Source organism: Pseudomonas sp. NPDC088322 (assembly GCF_044740745.1).
Taxonomy (GTDB): Bacteria; Pseudomonadota; Gammaproteobacteria; order Pseudomonadales; family Pseudomonadaceae; genus Aquipseudomonas; species Aquipseudomonas shirazensis.
On the sequence record NZ_JBIURK010000004.1, the window covers coordinates 13,665 to 28,636 of the forward strand.

11 protein-coding genes are annotated in these 14,972 nt (G+C 62.3%); 2 read left to right on the plus strand and 9 right to left on the minus strand.

The window, feature by feature from the left end:
* Positions 1-14 precede the first annotated feature (14 nt).
* The 8 genes from ACIOAU_RS10845 to ACIOAU_RS10880 form a co-directional block, all read right to left on the minus strand.
* On the minus strand, positions 15-1,295 hold the full coding sequence (locus tag ACIOAU_RS10845; protein WP_101321779.1) for a TRAP transporter large permease: 1,281 nt from the start codon (positions 1,293-1,295) through the stop codon (positions 15-17).
* Positions 1,296-1,823, minus strand: coding sequence for a TRAP transporter small permease (locus ACIOAU_RS10850; protein WP_181089951.1), 528 nt, complete (start codon positions 1,821-1,823; stop codon positions 1,296-1,298).
* Positions 1,824-1,885: 62 nt separating this feature from the next.
* Positions 1,886-2,857, minus strand: coding sequence for a TRAP transporter substrate-binding protein (locus ACIOAU_RS10855; RefSeq protein WP_150570951.1), 972 nt, complete (start codon positions 2,855-2,857; stop codon positions 1,886-1,888).
* A 57-nt stretch (positions 2,858-2,914) separates the two neighbouring features.
* A complete protein-coding gene (locus ACIOAU_RS10860) occupies positions 2,915-3,799 on the minus strand; it encodes an SMP-30/gluconolactonase/LRE family protein (protein ID WP_101321776.1) in 885 nt (294 codons plus the stop codon).
* A 28-nt stretch (positions 3,800-3,827) separates the two neighbouring features.
* Positions 3,828-4,634, minus strand: a complete 807-nt coding sequence (locus ACIOAU_RS10865; protein ID WP_181108948.1) for an NAD(P)-dependent oxidoreductase — start codon at positions 4,632-4,634, stop codon at positions 3,828-3,830.
* A gap of 184 nt (positions 4,635-4,818) precedes the next feature.
* Positions 4,819-6,057: an OprD family porin gene (locus ACIOAU_RS10870; protein ID WP_401181879.1), complete on the minus strand. Its 1,239-nt coding sequence runs from the start codon at positions 6,055-6,057 to the stop codon at positions 4,819-4,821.
* 447 nt (positions 6,058-6,504) lie between these two features.
* Entirely contained in the window at positions 6,505-7,755 is a 1,251-nt protein-coding gene (locus tag ACIOAU_RS10875; RefSeq protein ID WP_181108957.1) for a ribonucleotide-diphosphate reductase subunit beta, read from the minus strand.
* 578 nt (positions 7,756-8,333) lie between these two features.
* Positions 8,334-11,213: a ribonucleoside-diphosphate reductase subunit alpha gene (locus ACIOAU_RS10880; protein ID WP_101321772.1), complete on the minus strand. Its 2,880-nt coding sequence runs from the start codon at positions 11,211-11,213 to the stop codon at positions 8,334-8,336.
* A gap of 730 nt (positions 11,214-11,943) precedes the next feature.
* Here ACIOAU_RS10880 and ACIOAU_RS10885 point away from each other — a divergent pair.
* Together ACIOAU_RS10885 and ACIOAU_RS10890 are read left to right on the plus strand one after the other, a co-directional pair.
* Complete coding sequence (locus tag ACIOAU_RS10885; RefSeq protein WP_101321771.1) at positions 11,944-12,648, plus strand: response regulator transcription factor; 705 nt, start codon at positions 11,944-11,946, stop codon at positions 12,646-12,648.
* Positions 12,645-14,255, plus strand: coding sequence for an ATP-binding protein (locus ACIOAU_RS10890; RefSeq protein WP_181089960.1), 1,611 nt, complete (start codon positions 12,645-12,647; stop codon positions 14,253-14,255). The genes ACIOAU_RS10885 and ACIOAU_RS10890 overlap by 4 nt, the downstream gene beginning before the upstream one ends.
* Here the strand turns inward: ACIOAU_RS10890 and ACIOAU_RS10895 are convergent.
* Positions 14,252-14,953, minus strand: a complete 702-nt coding sequence (locus tag ACIOAU_RS10895; RefSeq protein ID WP_188036547.1) for a 4'-phosphopantetheinyl transferase — start codon at positions 14,951-14,953, stop codon at positions 14,252-14,254. The genes ACIOAU_RS10890 and ACIOAU_RS10895 overlap by 4 nt on opposite strands.
* Between the last annotated feature and the right edge of the window lie 19 nt (positions 14,954-14,972).

The following is a 14,972-nucleotide window of genomic DNA, read 5'->3' on the forward strand; positions in this document are numbered from 1 at the left end:
CCCGCCTGTCACAGTTACAGCACCACGCTCGGCAGCCACAGCGAGATAGCCGGGATGTAGGTCACTGCCATCAACACCAGGAACAGTGCCACATAGAACGGCAGCAGTGCCTTGACCGTCGCCTCGATGCTGACCTTGCCGATGGCCGAGCCAACGAACAGCACCGCGCCCACCGGCGGCGTGATCAAACCAATGCCCAGATTGACCAGCATGATCATGCCGAAATGCACCGGGTCGACGCCGATGCCAGTGATCACCGGCAGCAAGATCGGCGTCAGGATCAGAATCAACGGCGCCATGTCCATCACCGTGCCCAACAGCAGCAGCATGAAGTTGATGCACATGAGGATCACGTAACGGTTGTCCGACAGGGTCAGGAACAGCGTGGTGATCTTCGACGGGATCTGCATCAGCGTCATCACGTAGCCAAAGCTTGCGGCAAAGCCGATCAGGATCATCACGATCGAGATGGTCCGCACCGTGCGGTGCATCAACTTCGGCAGGTCGCGCCACTTGTAATCGCGGTAGATGAACATGGTCACGAAGAACGACCAGACCACGGCAATCGCCGCCGACTCGGTCGCGGTGAACACCCCGGACAGAATGCCGCCGAGGATGATCACCATCGCCATCAGGCCCCACAGCGCTTCACCGGCGATTTTCAGCGCCTGGCGCAGCGGGATCACCTCACCCTTGGGGTAGTTGCGGCGCTTGGCGAAGATCAGGCACAGGCCCATCAACACCGCGCTCATCAACAGCCCTGGCATGACCCCGGCCATGAACAGCGAGGCAATCGATACCGTGCCGCCGGCCGCCAGCGAGTACAGCACCGAGTTGTGGCTGGGCGGAGTCAGCAGTGCCTGCACCGAGCCACTGATGGTCACCGCCGTGGAAAACTCACGCGGATAGCCCTTGCGCTCCATCTCCGGGATCAGCACCGAACCGACCGATGCGGTGTCGGCCACCGACGAACCGGAGATCGCGCCAAAGAAGGTCGAGGCGGTGATATTGACCAGCGACAGGCCGCCACGGACAAACCCCACCAGCACCCCGGCAAACGCCACCAGCCGCCGCGACATGCCACCCTCGGCCATGATTGCGCCGGCCAGCACGAAGAACGGAATCGCCAGCAGCGAGAACTTGTTAACCCCGCTGGCAACCTGAATCATCATTGCCTGCAGTGGAATATCTATCCACCAGGCCCCGACCAGAGCGGCCAGGCCCAACGCATACGCCACCGGCATGCCCAGCAGGATCAGGGCGATGAAGCTGCCCAACAAAATGAACGCATCCATTTATGCAGCTCCTTCGCTTTCTTCGACGACATCGAAGCGCATCACCTGGCGATGGCTCTGATCGCCATAGAAGAGTTTTTCCAGCACGAACAGCAGGGTGATCGCCCCGCCGACCGGGATCGGCGCGTAGGTCATGCCCACACGAATCGACGGCAGGGTGGCGAGAAACTGGTTCCAGGTAGTCACGCACAGCTTGATGCCATAGAAGGTCATGAACGCGCAGACCAGCAGCATCAACACTTGCACCAGCAGTGCTACAGCCTTGCGGCGTGCCGGTGGGAGGCGGTCGGTAACCGTGGTCACCGCCATGTGCGCACCGGCCCGATAGCTGGCGGCCGCGCCGATGAAGGCGAACACCACCATCAGCAGGATCGCCACCGGCTCCGGCCAGCTCGAGCCGCTGCCGAGCACGTAACGGGCGAAAATGCCCCAAGGAATGATCAGCGTCATGGTCAGGATCGACAGCCCCGCCACCCAGATGCAACCGCTGTACAAGGTATCGTTGACACGCAACACAAGTGTTTTCATAAAGCACCACCGAGGCTGCACGTAGCCGTGCAGCCGCATCTAGCTGGGGAGGGAGCCGCAGGTCACTGGACTTCGGCGATACGCTTCATCAGATCGGCGTATTGCGCGCCGTACTTTTCCCGCACTGGCGCAGTGGCGTCGAAGAACGGCTTCTTGTCGACCACGATGAACTCCACCCCGGCAGCCTTGAGCTTCTCTTCACTGGCGGCCGACTTGGCGTCCCACAACGCACGCTCTTCCATCTGCGCTTCACGGGCGACTTTCTTCACCAGGGTCTGCTGCTCAGGCGTAAGCTTTTCCCAGGTGGTCTTGGACATCACCACCGGCTCAGGCAGGATCAGGTGGCCGGTCAGGGTGAAGTACTTGGCGCTCTGGTAGTGGTTGTGCTCGAGCAGGGTCGGCGGGTTGTTTTCCGCGCCGTCGATCACCCCGGTCTGCAAGGCGCTGAAGATCTCGCCGGTGTCCATGGCAATGCCGTTGCCGCCCATCGCGTTCATCATGTCGATGAACAGCGGGTTACCCTGCACACGGATCTTCATGCCCTTGAGGTCTTCGATCTTGCGCACTGGTTTTTTCGTGTAGATGCTGCGCGTGCCGCCATCCATCCAGGCCAGGGCGACCAGGTTGAATTCGGAATTGGTGATCTTGTCGAGGATCTCCTGGCCGATCTCGCCATCGATGATCTTGCGCATGTGCTCGTGATCGCGGAACACGAACGGCATGTTGAACACGTTTACATCCGGCACCACCGGGCCGACGATACCGAGGCTGACCCGGGTCATCTGCACCGCGCCGATCTGCGCCTGTTCGATGACTTCCTTCTCCGAGCCGAGCACGCCACCGGCGAACATCTTGAAGGTGATCTCGCCATTGCTGGCGGCTTCGAGTTTTTTACCCATGTTCTGCTCGGCAACTACGGTCGGGTAGCCGGCCGGATGGATCTCGGCGAACTTGATATCCAGCGCCGAGGCGGTGCCGGAGAGGCTGATCGCCAACGGGAGTACGGCCAGAAGCAGCTTGCGTTTGAAGACCATGGTGACGCTCCAGTGTTGTTATTATTTGGGTATCGCACGGGTGCAGCGGGATTCGGTTCAGCCGCGCCAGGCTGTTTCTGGCAGGCCCTGCACGCCCGCGTCCAGGGCGAACACGCCACCGGCTAGCGGCTGATCGTGCAGGTCGCCGCCGGGGCGGATCGAGGTCACGAACAAGGTGTCCAGGTTGCGCCCGCCAAAGGCGCACATCGCCGGCTTTTTCACCGGCACATTGAGTGAGCGGTCCAGTCGTCCATCGGGAGTGAAGCGGTGCACCTGGCCTGCATCGTTGCCGCAGATCCAGTAGCAGCCGTCGGCATCCACGGCAGCGCCGTCAGGCCGGCCCGGGAAGCCGCGCATATCAACGAACAGGCGCTGGTTGTGCGGGGTGCCGGTGTCGATGTCGTAGTCGAACTGCCAGATGCGCTGCACGTCGGGGTGGGAGTCGGACAGGTACATGCGCGTACCGTCCGGGCTGAACGCCAGGCCGTTGGGCACAATCATCTGGTCCAGCTGCAGGTGCAGCGGCCGGCCCTCGCCGTCGTACCGATACAGGGCACCCAGCGGCGCCGCCTGCTGCATGTTCATCAGCATGCTGCCGGCCCAGAAACGGCCTTGGCGGTCGCAGCGGCCATCATTGAAGCGCATGCCTTCGGCGCCATGTTCAACCGCGCTCAGCAGGCGGCTGTCGAGCTTGCCCTGGGCATTGGCAGTCAGCGCATAAACGCCATCCTCCATGCCGGCAATCCAGCTGCCGTTGGCCGAGCGGGCGATGCAGGCGAGCATCTGCGGCGCTTGCCAGCTTTGATGAGCGCCATCTGCGGCCGTCCAGCGGTGCAGCTGGCCGGCAGGGATATCGACCCAGTACAGCGCCTGCTCGGCAACATCCCACACCGGGCTTTCGCCGGTGGCATTGCGTGCATCCACGATCAGTTCGTAGTTCACGGTAGACAGCCTCCTTGCGCGTGGTGAATCAGTCGAATGGCCCGGCAGCGACAAACGCGCCACCTTGATACACCATCGCCGGGTCATCGGCGGCTGGCGCTGGTTGCGCTTCGACCTTGGCGCGGAACACCTCGGAGGAGTCCTTCGGCTGGTAGCCCAGGTGCGCGGCATGGCGGTTGTCCCACCACACGTCACGGTTGGCCGAGGCGCCGTAGACCACGGTGTGGCCGACTTTCTCGGTGAACAGGCCGCGCTCGATCAGTTGGGTCAGGTCGTCATAGCTCAGCCAGGTGCTGAGCATCCGCCGGTTCTGCGGCTCGGGGAACGACGAGCCGATGCGGATGCTGACGGTCTCGATGCCGTAGCGATCGAAGTAGAAGCTGGCAACGTCCTCGCCGTAGCACTTGGACAACCCGTAGTAGCCGTCCGGGCGCCGCAGCGCACGAGCGTCGATCTGCTGGTCCTGTTTGTAGAAGCCGATGGTGTGGTTGGAGCTGGCGAAGATGATCCGCTTGACCCCATGCTTGCGCGCCGCCTCGTAGAGGTGGAACACGCCGCAGATATTAGGGCCGAGGATTTCTTCGAAAGGCCGCTCGACCGAAACACCGCCGAAATGGCAGATGGCGTCGACGCCTTCGACCAACTGGTGCACAGCGGCCTTGTCGGCCAGGTCGCATTCGACGATTTCTTCCTGTGCACTGGTGGCAGGTGCCATGGGTGCAATGTCGGAGAGGCGCAGTACTTCGGCGTAACCCTTGAGGCGCTCGCGAAGCACTTGGCCGAGGCCGCCTGCGGCTCCGGTGAGCAGCAGGCGCTTGAACGGTGTGATAGTCATGGCAAGCTCGTTTGTTTTGAGTTGTTGTAGGTTGTCGTATGACTGTGCTGGATTATCGGTAGTGATTCGCAAGGTTGTCAATGCTTGCCGTGTCTGTTTTTGTCACTGCCACAGGCTCCCAGCGACCCCTGTGGGAGCGGGTTCACCCGCGAAGAGGCCAGCGCTGACACCCCATAAACCGCTGTTACAGCAGAGGCAACGGATAGTTGAAGATCAAACGGTTCTCGTCGAACTCGTTGCTGCTGAAGTCGCGGCGAATGGTCGAGTTGCGCCACTTGATGCTCAAATCCTTGAACGTACCGCTCTGGATCACATAGGCCAGCTCCGACTCACGCACCCACTCCTTGCCATCGGTAACCGCTCCACTGTGCACCTCGCGGCCACTGATGTAGCGGTTCATCAGGGTCAGCCCAGGGACGCCGACAGTGGTGAAGTTGAAGTCATGCCGCGCCTGCCACGAACGCTCGTTGGCGTTATCGAAGCTGGCGTTGTAGCTATCGTTGGCCAGGGTGCCGCCACTGGTGCCGTTGACCCGCATCCAGGTATCGCCGCTGACCTTCTGCAGGCCGACATAGAAGGTGTTGCCGCCGACCTTGGCCGAGAACATCCCTGAGTAGGTCTTGTTGTCCAGCTCGCCCGCGCGCTTGGCGCCGTCGTCTTCACCCTGGAAGTAACCGAGGTTGGCGCCCAGAGTCCAGCTGCCGACCGGCTGGCTGTGGCTGACCTGCAGGTATTGCTGCTGATAGACGTCCTTGAGTACCGCGTTCCACAGCCCGAACAAGGTGCGGTCCTGGTTGAACTTGTACTCACCACCAACGAAGTTGAAGCGGTCCGAGGCAGCGCCGCCGTAGATCATGTCGTCCATGCTCGCGTCGTTACGCGGGCTGTTGCCCCGGAACTGACCGCCGTACAGGGTCAGCCCGGCGATCTCGTTGGACGTCACCTGACCGCCGCGGAACGTCTGCGGCAGCGAACGACCGTCGTCCGAGCGCAGGATCGGCAGCACCGGCATCCACTCGCCGATCTTCAACTCAGTCTTGGAGATCCGCGCCTTGCCCGCCACTGCAAGGCGGCCATAGTCATCTGCCGGCCGGCCATCATCATGCCGCGGCAGCAGCCCGGTGCCGTAGGTACCGCCACCGCCATCGAGCTTGACCGACCACATCCCCAGCACATCCACACCAAAGCCAATCGGCCCCTCGGTGAAGCCCGAGCGCGCATCGAGGATAAAGCTCTGGGTCCATTCCTCGGCCTTGCTCTGCGGGTTGGCCGGGTCGACGAAGTTGCGGTTGATGTAGAAGTTGCGCAGGCCCAGCGTGGCCTTGGCGTCCTCCATGAAACCTGCGGCATAGCTCACCTGCGGCAATGCGCCGAAGGCGGTTGCGCTGAACAGTGCGAGGGGAAGGTGTTGGCGGATTTTCATTATTGTTGTGCTCCCTGAGGGTAAAGCTTTCCGTATGCCAGGCGCGTGTAAGCGGCCAGCGGCAGTGGCGGGGGTAGGCGAGGCCGGTCAGGCCAAACGGTTTCGAGCCTGCGCGCGAAGGCTAGCTGCCGCGGGCAGTGCTGGGCTGAAGAGGACGGCGAAGGCGAACAGCGTGGAGGAGGGCTGAGATCGTCATAGGGGCTTCACTGAATTGTTGTTTTTGTTGTGTGTTGTCGTACGACTTTGCGGATTATTAACGGCGGGGAAAAAGCTTGTCAATGGGGTGTTAGGCGGGATTCAGCGGCGGGGTAGGGGATGATACGCGCCCGAGGGCTCTGGTGCGGGGTGTTTGGGGTTGCTAAAGACATCGTATGACAGATTAAGCAGAGGGGCCGCAAAGCGGCCCCAATAATCCAGCTGACAGCCCGTTTCAGGGCTTCACCAAGATCAATCCCAGCTCAACGCCCCACCAGTCTGATACTCGATCACCCGCGTCTCAAAGAAGTTCTTCTCTTTCTTCAAGTCCATGATCTCGCTCATCCACGGGAACGGGTTGGTGGTGCCTGGGTACTCTTCCTTCAAGCCGATCTGAGTCAAACGACGGTTGGCGATGAACTTGAGGTAGTCCTCCATCATCGCTGCGTTCATGCCCAGCACGCCGCGCGGCATGGTGTCGCGAGCGTATTCGATCTCCAGCTGGGTCCCTTGCAGGATCATCTGGGTGGCTTCTTCCTTCATCGCCGCATCCCACAGGTGCGGGTTCTCGATCTTGATCTGGTTGATCACGTCGATACCGAAGTTCAGGTGCATCGACTCGTCACGCAGGATGTACTGGAACTGCTCGGCAACGCCGGTCATCTTGTTGCGACGGCCCATCGACAGGATCTGGGTGAAGCCGCAGTAGAAGAAGATGCCTTCCAGAACGCAGTAGTAGGCGATCAGGTTGCGCAGCAGTTCTTTGTCGGTTTCTGGGGTGCCGGTGTTGAATTCCGGGTCGGAGATGGCGCGAGTGTACTTCAAGCCCCAGGCAGCCTTCTTCGCGACCGACGGGATCTCGTGGTACATGTTGAAGATCTCGCCTTCATCCATGCCCAGCGACTCGATGCAGTACTGGTAGGCGTGGGTGTGGATCGCCTCTTCGAAGGCCTGGCGCAGGATGTACTGGCGGCACTCGGGGTTGGTGATCAGGCGGTACACGGCCAGGGCCAGGTTGTTGGCAACCAGCGAGTCGGCAGTGGAGAAGAAGCCGAGGTTGCGCATGACGATACGGCGTTCGTCTTCGGTCAGGCCGTCCTGGTCTTTCCACAGGGCGATGTCGGCGGTCATGTTGACCTCTTGCGGCATCCAGTGGTTGGCGCAGCCGTCGAGGTACTTCTGCCAGGCCCAGTCGTACTTGAACGGTACCAGCTGGTTGAGGTCGGCACGGCAGTTGATCATGCGCTTCTCGTCGACCGCAACGCGGGCCGCGGAGCCTTCCAGTTCAGCCAGGCCTTCGGCGATGTCGAGGTCGTCCAGGGCAGCCTTGGCACGCTTGACCGCGTCCGAGTCGGCAGCCGTGGCAGCACGCGCTTCAAGGGCGGCGGCGCCACCGGCGCTGTCGAGCTTGTCGAGGGTGGCGGCGGCTTTGGCCTGCGCCGGGGTGCTGTTTTTTACGGCAAGTTCGTCGTCTTCTTTGTCGAATTCGTCCCAGCTCAGCATGTCATGGCTCCTGCTAGAGGGTTGCGCGCGGCAACCGGTTGGATTTTCAAGTGATGCCTGTACAGCGCAATGCCCACAAGGCGTTACGGCGGGCGCTGAGAGCGTGCTCTCGTCACATTTAAAGGTGTCTGGCTCAGCGCCTGGCCTGTCCTCGAACGAGGGGCCAGGGCGCTGGAAATCTTGTCGTCAGCTCGCCCTTTCGGGGGGCGCGAAGTATACCGGAAACGAGGCTGGATCGGGGGCCCCTCGGCCGCTACGGATGGTAATTTTTTGACCCGCAGAGCACGCCTGTGTTCACTCGATTCCAGCTGCTTGTTACGGGATGTGAGTCTAGCGCTAAATACGATTTGTTCCTACATCTTGTGCTGCTTTATTTTGCCGCACACTGCATATGGTGTTTTATCTTGATCAGGGTCAAACAGAAGGATTGCCTGTAAGCGCCTGACGACAGGGCGCGAGCGGGTGTCGCAAGGGCCTCGCCAAGCCTGACTCAAGCGCTGCCGCGCAGGCAAAAAAAACCGCAGCCATTACCGGGGGGGTAATGGCTGCGGTGGTGTCAGCTCAGCGCTGCGCCGGCCTTATTGGCAAGCTTCGCAATCCGGCTCGTCGATCGCGCAGGCCTTCGGCACAGGTGCTGGACCTGCGGCTTGGACCGGGGCGCTGTCGCCGCCGCTGGAAACGGCGTTGAGCTTGCCGGTGTTGATGGTCGACTTCTCGGTGCTGGTCGCGGCCAGGGCACGGAGGTAGTAGGTGGTTTTCAGGCCACGGTACCAAGCCATGCGGTAAGTCACGTCGAGCTTTTTGCCCGAAGCGCCGGCGATGTACAGGTTCAGCGACTGCGCCTGGTCGATCCACTTCTGGCGACGGCTGGCGGCATCGACGATCCACTTGGTGTCGACTTCGAACGCGGTGGCGTAGAGGTCTTTCAGCTCTTGCGGGATACGCTCGATCTGCTGCACCGAACCATCGTAGTACTTCAGGTCGTTGATCATGACCGAGTCCCACAGGCCGCGGGCCTTGAGGTCGCGCACCAGGTACGGGTTGATCACGGTGAACTCGCCGGACAGGTTCGATTTCACGTACAGGTTCTGGTAGGTCGGCTCGATCGACTGCGATACGCCAGTGATGTTGGCGATGGTCGCGGTTGGCGCGATGGCCATGATGTTCGAGTTACGAATACCTTTCTGTACCCGAGCACGTACCGGTGCCCAGTCGAGGCTCTCGTTGAGGTCGACGTCGATGTACTTCTGGCCACGGGCTTCGATCAGGATCTGTTGCGAGTCCAGTGGCAGGATGCCTTTGGACCACAGCGAACCCTGGAAGGTCTCGTAGGCGCCGCGCTCGTCAGCCAGGTCACACGAGGCCTGGATGGCGAAGTAGCTGACCGCCTCCATCGACTTGTCGGCGAACTCGACGGCAGCGTCGGAGCCGTAGGCGATGTGCTGCAGGTACAGTGCGTCCTGGAAGCCCATGATGCCCAGGCCGACTGGACGGTGCTTGAGGTTCGAGTTACGTGCCTGCGGTACCGAGTAGTAGTTGATGTCGATCACGTTATCGAGCATGCGCACGGCAGTGTTGACGGTGCGTTGCAGCTTGGCGGTATCGAGCTTGCCGTCAACGATGTGGTTCGGCAGGTTGATCGAGCCCAGGTTGCAGACTGCGATCTCGTCCTTGTTGGTGTTCAAGGTGATCTCGGTGCACAGGTTCGAGCTGTGCACCACGCCGACGTGTTGCTGCGGCGAGCGCAGGTTGCATGGGTCCTTGAAGGTCAACCATGGGTGGCCGGTCTCGAACAGCATCGACAGCATCTTGCGCCACAGGTCTTTGGCCTGAATGGTCTTGAATACCTTGATCTTGTTGTACTCGGTCATGGCTTCGTAGTACTCGTAACGCTCTTCGAAGGCCTTGCCGGTCAAATCGTGCAGATCAGGTACTTCGTTCGGCGAGAACAGAGTCCACTGGCCGTCATCGAAGACACGCTTCATGAACAGGTCAGGGATCCAGTTGGCGGTGTTCATGTCGTGGGTACGACGACGATCATCACCGGTGTTCTTGCGCAGTTCGATGAATTCTTCGATGTCCAGGTGCCAGGTTTCCAGGTAGGCGCAGACCGCGCCCTTGCGCTTGCCGCCCTGGTTGACCGCAACGGCGGTGTCGTTGACCACTTTGAGGAACGGCACGACGCCCTGGGATTTGCCGTTGGTGCCCTTGATGTACGAGCCCAGCGCGCGCACTGGCGTCCAGTCGTTGCCCAGGCCGCCGGCAAATTTCGACAGCATGGCGTTGTCGTGGATCGCGTGGTAGATGCCCGAGAGGTCATCCGGCACGGTGGTCAGGTAGCAGCTCGACAGCTGTGGACGCAGGGTACCGGCGTTGAACAGAGTCGGGGTCGAGGCCATGTAGTCGAACGACGACAACAGGTTGTAGAACTCGATCGCACGGGCTTCCTTGTCTTTCTCTTCCAGCGCCAGGCCCATGGCCACGCGCATGAAGAACACCTGCGGCAGCTCGAAGCGCACGCCATCCTTGTGAATGAAGTAGCGGTCGTACAGGGTCTGCAGGCCGAGGTAGGTGAACTGCTGGTCGCGCTCGTGGTTGATCGCCTGGCCCAGACGCTCGAGGTCGAAGTCGGCCAGGGCCGGGTTCAGCAGCTCGAACTCGATGCCTTTGGCAACGTAGGCAGGCAGGGCCTTGGCGTACAGCTCGGCCATCTCGTGGTGGGTGGCGCTGTCGGCTACGTTGAGGAAGCTCAGGCCTTCGGCACGCAGGGTGTCCATCAGCAGGCGGGCGGTGACGAACGAGTAGTTCGGCTCACGCTCGACCAGAGTACGGGCGGTCATCACCAGGGCTGTGTTGACGTCCTTCAGGGCAACGCCGTCGTACAGGTTCTTCAGGGTTTCGCGCTGGATCAGCTCGCCGTCGACTTCAGCCAGGCCTTCGCAGGCTTCGCTGATGATGGTGTTGAGGCGGGCCATGTCCAGCGGCGCCTTGCTGCCGTCGGCCAGGCTGATGCGGATCGACGGGTGCGGCTCGACCACGGCATCGTTGTTGGCGCGGGTAGCACGCTCTTTGGCGCGCTGGTCGCGGTAGATCACGTAGTCACGAGCCACTTTTTGCTCGCCGGCGCGCATCAGGGCCAGTTCGACCTGGTCCTGGATTTCTTCGATGTGGATGGTGCCACCCGACGGCATGCGACGCTTGAAGGTTGCGGTGACCTGCTCGGTCAGGCGCGCAACGGTGTCGTGGATGCGCGACGAAGCGGCGGCAGTGCCGCCCTCAACTGCAAGGAACGCCTTGGTGATGGCCACGGTGATCTTGTCGTCGGTGTAGGCGACGACAGTGCCGTTACGCTTGATCACACGCAGTTGGCCAGGCGCAGTGGCAGCCAGATCCTGGTTCGAATCAGCGGCCTGCGGCGCTTGGGCCTGCGGGTTCTCGCGAGTTGTGTCGGTTTGCATCGGTGGGTGTCTCCACAGTTTCAATAGTGTTCGGGCGTGTCATCCACGCCCACCGTTCCATCCGCCAGTTGGCTTGCCCGAGCGGGGAGCCCACGCGCACGTGGATCCGCCAGCTCGGGCGTGCCGACTTCGGGACAGACTCAGGAATAAGGGGCAATAGCTTGCCGCTCCCTGGCCGAAGTCAAAGGTTCTGCGTTACAACGCAAAATCTGTTGCTGTCGGGGTCGCCAGGCTGTGCCTGCAACACCCGTACCCGAACAAGCCCTGTGCAAGGCTTGCCTCGGTCTGCCTGCGCAGGAGCGCTTTGGCTGCTTGTATTGCCATAAGTTCAGGTCGAAAAAACGCTTGAATTTCGCCGCTGACTTGTGTTCTCGATTTCGGCCCAACCCCAACATCTAGTGGTTCGCCGCGATGGGGATACAAGATAATGCGGTCTGAGGGTGTTTGCAAGGCGACCGCCTGTGGATAACGTGTGTACAGATTGTGTGTGATTCGTGGGTATCGGCTGTAGGCCTTGTCCTCACGGCTTTTCACTTTTTTTCCGCACCGTAATGACCCGTTGCAGAATGTTACTGCTGTGCGGCGCATCACGCTAATTCGTCCTGGCCTGTCTCGGACCAGCGGTGCCGACAGAGCCGATTGGCAGGCGCAGATGTGCGACGTAGTATCCGCGAACAAGGCTACATTCAGGTGACCAGCGGCAGCCCATCCATAACAACAGAGGCCAGGCATGGACCAACCCAGCAACCGCATCCTCATCGTCGAGGACGATCAGCGTCTCGCCGAACTGACCGCCGAGTACCTGCAGGCCAATGGCTTCGAGGTTGCGGTCGAGGCAGACGGCGCGCGCGCGGTGCGGCGCATTCTCGACAGCCAGCCGGACCTGGTGGTGCTGGACCTGATGCTGCCCGGTGAAGACGGCCTGAGCATCTGTCGGCGGGTACGTGGCCAGTACCAAGGCGTGATTCTCATGCTGACTGCGCGCAGCGATGAGCTCGATCAGGTTCAGGGCCTTGACCTGGGCGCCGACGACTATGTCTGCAAGCCGGTGCGGCCGCGGCTGCTGCTGGCGCGTATCAATGCCTTGCTGCGGCGCAGCGACAGCCCCGACAGCAAAGTGCAGGCGCTGCGCTTTGGCCCGCTGCAGATCAACAACAGCTTGCGCGAGGCCTGGCTCGATGAGCAGCCGATCGACCTCACCGGCGCCGAATTCGACCTGCTCTGGCTGCTGGCCAGCCATGCCGGCCGGGTGCTGTCGCGCGAGCAGATATTTACCGCCCTGCGCGGCGTCGGCTACGACGGCCAGGACCGTTCGATTGATGTGCGTATCTCCAGGATTCGCCCCAAGATCGGTGACGATCCCATTCATCCGCGGCTGATCAAGACCTTGCGCAGCAAGGGCTATCTGTTCGTGGCTGAGGCGGCGCCGGCCTGATGAAGTCGATTTTCCTGCGTATTTATGGCGGCATGCTGGCGGTATTGGTGCTGGTGGCGGTGCTCGGCGTGGTCAGCCTGCACCTGGTCAACCTGGTGCGCGCCGAGCAGCACCGCGAGCGCCTGGCGCAAGGCACGTTCAGCCTGATGGCCGACAACCTCGCGCCGCAGAACCCGGTCGAGCGCCAGCGCTCGCTGTTGATGTGGGAGCGCCTGCTCGGCGTGCCGCTGGATGTCCGGCCAATGGCCGCGCTGACCCTCGACGGCGGCCAGCGCGCGCGGCTGTACCGCGACCTGGTGGTGGTCGACAAGACCGGCCCGCATGCCGCACGGGTATTGCGCCGGATCGGCCGCGAAGACCAGCTGCTGGTGGCCGAGGTCAAGCAGATCAGCGAACAGCTGGCGCGGGCCACGGTGTACCTGCTGGCTGATGAGCTGGTGCGTTATCCGGTCAGCGAACAACCGCAGCGCCTGGCGCAACTGCGCCAGAGCAAAGGCTTCGGTTTCGATATCGGCCTGCAACGGTTGGAGCGGGCGGCACTGGATGACGACCAGCGCCACCGGGTCGAGGAGGGCGATACGGTGATGGCGCTGGGCAAGGACGGTGATTCGGTGCGGGTGTTCTCCGGCGTGCCCGGCTCACCCTGGGTACTGGAAATCGGCCCGCTGTACCAGCTCAATCCCTACCCGCCGCAATTGCTGATTCTGATCGCGTTTCTCGGTTTGTGCCTGATCGGCCTGGTGGTGTACCTGCTGGTACGTCAGCTGGAGCGGCGCGTGTCCGGCCTGGAAGCGGCCGCCACGCAGATTGCCCAGGGCAGCCTCGATACCCGCGTGCCGGCCGGCGGCGCTGATTCGGTGGGGCGTCTGGCGGCGGCATTCAATGGTATGGCCGAGCACCTGCAGCGCTCGCTGAACATGCAGCGCGAGCTGGTCCGGGCGGTGTCGCACGAGCTGCGCACGCCAGTGGCACGGCTGCGCTTTGGCCTGGAGATGCTCGAAACCGCCAGCACCGATCAGGCGCGGGCCAAGCACCTGGCGGGGATGGACGGCGATATCCAGGACCTCGACAAGCTGGTCGACGAAATGCTCACCTACGCGCGTCTCGAGCAAGGCGCGCCGGCCTTGCAGTTTCAGGCCGTCGACCTGGATGCCTTGCTGGCGCGGGTCATCACCGAGCTGGCGCCGCTGCGCCCGCAGATAAATGTGCTGCGTGGCCTGTGCCAGGGCGCCGATGAGGACGGCGCCTGGGTCGAAGCCGAGCCGCGCTATCTGCACCGTGCGCTGCAGAACCTGGTCGCCAACGCCATGCGCCACGCCGAGGGCGAAGTGCGCGTTAGCTATCACCTTGGTCAGCAGCGCTGCCGCATCGATGTCGAGGATGACGGCCCGGGCGTGCCGGAAAGCGTCTGGGAGCGCATCTTTACCCCATTCACCCGGCTGGACGACAGCCGCACCCGGGCCTCGGGTGGGCACGGCCTGGGCTTGTCGATCGTGCGTCGAATCATCTATTGGCACGGCGGGCGGGCGGTGGTTGCGCGCAGTGAAGGCTTGGGTGGGGCGTGCTTCAGCCTGAGCTGGCCGCGCCAGCAGGAAGCTGAAGACTAGACGCTGACCAGGCTCAACAGCTGCCCTTGGTTGACGCAGAATTGGCCATTCAGCTCGGCGCCGTGGCGCCATTCAGACGACAGGTCAGTCAGCAAGCGCAGCCGCGCCAGGCCGTCTGCAGACCACCCCAGCAGCTCTGCATGCTCGAAGTAAAAGCGCTGCAGGGTCAGTGGATAGAGCGTCTTGAACAGGCTTTCCTTGAGCGAAAAGGTCAGCGTCACGCTAAGTGCCAGCTGGCTGCGGTCGAGCCGTTGCAGCTCGGCCGGGGTGAGGATCTCTCCGGCGAGGCGTTCGGCGCGGGCTTCATCCAGCAGTGTTTCCTGATCCAGGCCGATGCCTCGGCAGCTGGCAGCATCGGCCACCACGGCGGCGGCCCAGCCTTTGCCGTGGGTGATCGAGCCGCGGATACCTGCCGGCCAGATCGGTGAGCGGTCGGCATGGGTCGCGGGCACATAGTCACGACCGTCCAGTTGCTGCAGAGCGGCGCGCGCGCAGACTCGGCCGGCCAGGTACTCGGCCTGGCGCTTGGCTACGGAGCGCTGGAGGCTGGCGCTGGGCTCGATGCCCGCGCGCTGGAAGTCGTCGGCAGCAAGCCTGGACGGGTCGAACGCACAACTGACCAGCACCGCGCCAGGGATCGGGCGCGGTAGTGGCCAGTGGTGTTGCAAGGGGGCGCAGCAGGTCGGCAGTCGGTTCATGGCGCTATTGTGCCAGAGC

Excerpts from the sequence above, each read along its gene's own strand:
- ACIOAU_RS10845 (WP_101321779.1), bottom strand. The coding sequence starts at position 1,295 with ATGGATGCGTTCATTTTGTTGGGCAGCTTCATCGCCCTGATCCTGCTG.
- ACIOAU_RS10850 (WP_181089951.1), bottom strand. The coding sequence starts at position 1,823 with ATGAAAACACTTGTGTTGCGTGTCAACGATACCTTGTACAGCGGTTGC.
- ACIOAU_RS10855 (WP_150570951.1), bottom strand. The coding sequence starts at position 2,857 with ATGGTCTTCAAACGCAAGCTGCTTCTGGCCGTACTCCCGTTGGCGATC.
- ACIOAU_RS10865 (WP_181108948.1), bottom strand. The coding sequence starts at position 4,634 with ATGACTATCACACCGTTCAAGCGCCTGCTGCTCACCGGAGCCGCAGGC.
- ACIOAU_RS10870 (WP_401181879.1), bottom strand. The coding sequence starts at position 6,057 with ATGAAAATCCGCCAACACCTTCCCCTCGCACTGTTCAGCGCAACCGCC.
- ACIOAU_RS10875 (WP_181108957.1), bottom strand. The coding sequence starts at position 7,755 with ATGCTGAGCTGGGACGAATTCGACAAAGAAGACGACGAACTTGCCGTA.
- ACIOAU_RS10880 (WP_101321772.1), bottom strand. The coding sequence starts at position 11,213 with ATGCAAACCGACACAACTCGCGAGAACCCGCAGGCCCAAGCGCCGCAG.
- ACIOAU_RS10885 (WP_101321771.1), top strand. The coding sequence starts at position 11,944 with ATGGACCAACCCAGCAACCGCATCCTCATCGTCGAGGACGATCAGCGT.
- ACIOAU_RS10895 (WP_188036547.1), bottom strand. The coding sequence starts at position 14,953 with ATGAACCGACTGCCGACCTGCTGCGCCCCCTTGCAACACCACTGGCCA.